Consider the following 1,507-nt stretch of genomic DNA (forward strand, 5'->3'; position numbering starts at 1 on the left):
GCGCCGCCGCCCGGCCGGTGGCCTCGGCGCAGCGGATGCGGTCGGCATGGGTGGCCGGGATGGCGGCGGCGCCGGGCAGCGACAGGCCCAGCGTCTCGGCGATGATCGCCATGGTGCTGGCGGTGCCCATCACCATGCAGGTGCCGACCGACGGCGCCAGCCGGCCGTTCACCGCCTCGATCTCCTCATCGTCGATCTCGCCGGCGCGGTAGCGGCCCCACAGCCGCCGGCAGTCGGTGCAGGCGCCCAGCACCTCACCCTTGTGGTGGCCGACCACCATCGGGCCGGTCGGCAGCACGATCGCCGGCAGGTCGGCGCTGGCCGCGGCCATGATCTGGGCCGGCACGGTCTTGTCGCAGCCGCCGATCAGCACCACCGCATCCATCGGCTGGGCGCGGATCATCTCCTCCGTGTCCATCGCCATCAGGTTGCGCAGGAACATGCTGGTGGGGTGGGCGAAGGATTCGTGGATCGAGATGGTCGGGAACGCCATCGGCATGCCGCCCGCCAGCATCACCCCGCGCTTCACCGCCTCTACCAGCTGCGGCACGTTGCCATGGCAGGGATTGAAGTCGCTGCCGGTGTCGACGATGCCGATGATCGGCCGGTCCAGCGCGTCGTCGGAATAGCCCATGGCCTTGATGAAGGCCTTGCGCAGGAACAGCGAGAATCCGGCATCGCCGTAGCTGGTCAGCCCCTTCCGCAGGCCACGCTTGTCCATCATCGTCTCTCTTGCTGGCGGGCCGGGCCGGTTGTCGTTTTGCCATCTGGGCGGCGCGGCATCGGCCGGACGGTAGGCCGCCGGCCGGGATTGTCAATGCTCCTTGTCGTACAACTGCATCACCCGGCGGGCGCCCTCGGCCAGGGCCCGGCGCAGCTCCGGCGGGTCCAGCACCTCGATCGCATCGGTAAAGCCGAGCAGCAGCCTTGCGGCGTGGCCGACGCCCTCGATCGGCACCGTCGCCCGCCGCCAGCCCTCGGCGTCCGGCTGCGCCCGCTGCACCGCCTCGACTGCGTCGGCGCCGAGCCGGTCGAGCAGCGGCAGCGCTTCGGGCGACACAAGCAGCGTCGCCTCGGCCCGGCGCAGCTCCCGGGCAAAGCGCTGCAGCGACTCCTGCCACTGCACCGCCAGGTCGAAGCCGGCGGGGTAGTCGAAGCCGTCCGGCAGCACGTCGAGATCCAGCACCTTGGCGACCTTGTAGGTGCGGACGCCGGTGCCGATCCGCGCCATCAGGTACCAGGTGCCGGCCTTGAGCACGAGGCCGAGCGGGTCGACCGTGCGCCGCACCGTGGCCGACCAGCTCTCGTAACGGATCACCAGCCGCCGCTGGCCCCACACCGCCCGGGCGATCGCCGGCAGGTGCAGGGGCGGCTCGGCCCGGCGGTACCAGTCGACCGGGTCGAGGTGGAAGCGGTCGCCGACCCGGGCCGCGCCCTCCCCCGCCGCCTGCGGCACCGCCGCCAGCAGCTTCAGCCGCGCCGCCGCCGATCAGGTGCTGGCCGACCG

Annotated in this window: 2 protein-coding genes; both read right to left on the minus strand. The window is 72.3% G+C overall.

Going from position 1 to position 1,507, the window contains the following annotated elements:
• The coding region (locus FFK22_RS41720; protein ID WP_221939302.1) for a dihydroxy-acid dehydratase at window positions 1–724 on the minus strand (724 nt) is incomplete at its 3' end.
• A 90-nt stretch (window positions 725–814) separates the two neighbouring features.
• Window positions 815–1,456, minus strand: coding sequence for a YafY family protein (locus FFK22_RS41725; RefSeq protein WP_221939303.1), 642 nt, complete (start codon window positions 1,454–1,456; stop codon window positions 815–817).
• Window positions 1,457–1,507: the final 51 nt, after the last annotated feature.

It is taken from the genome of Mycobacterium sp. KBS0706, from assembly GCF_005938675.2.
Classification (GTDB): Bacteria; Pseudomonadota; Alphaproteobacteria; order DSM-16000; family Inquilinaceae; genus Inquilinus.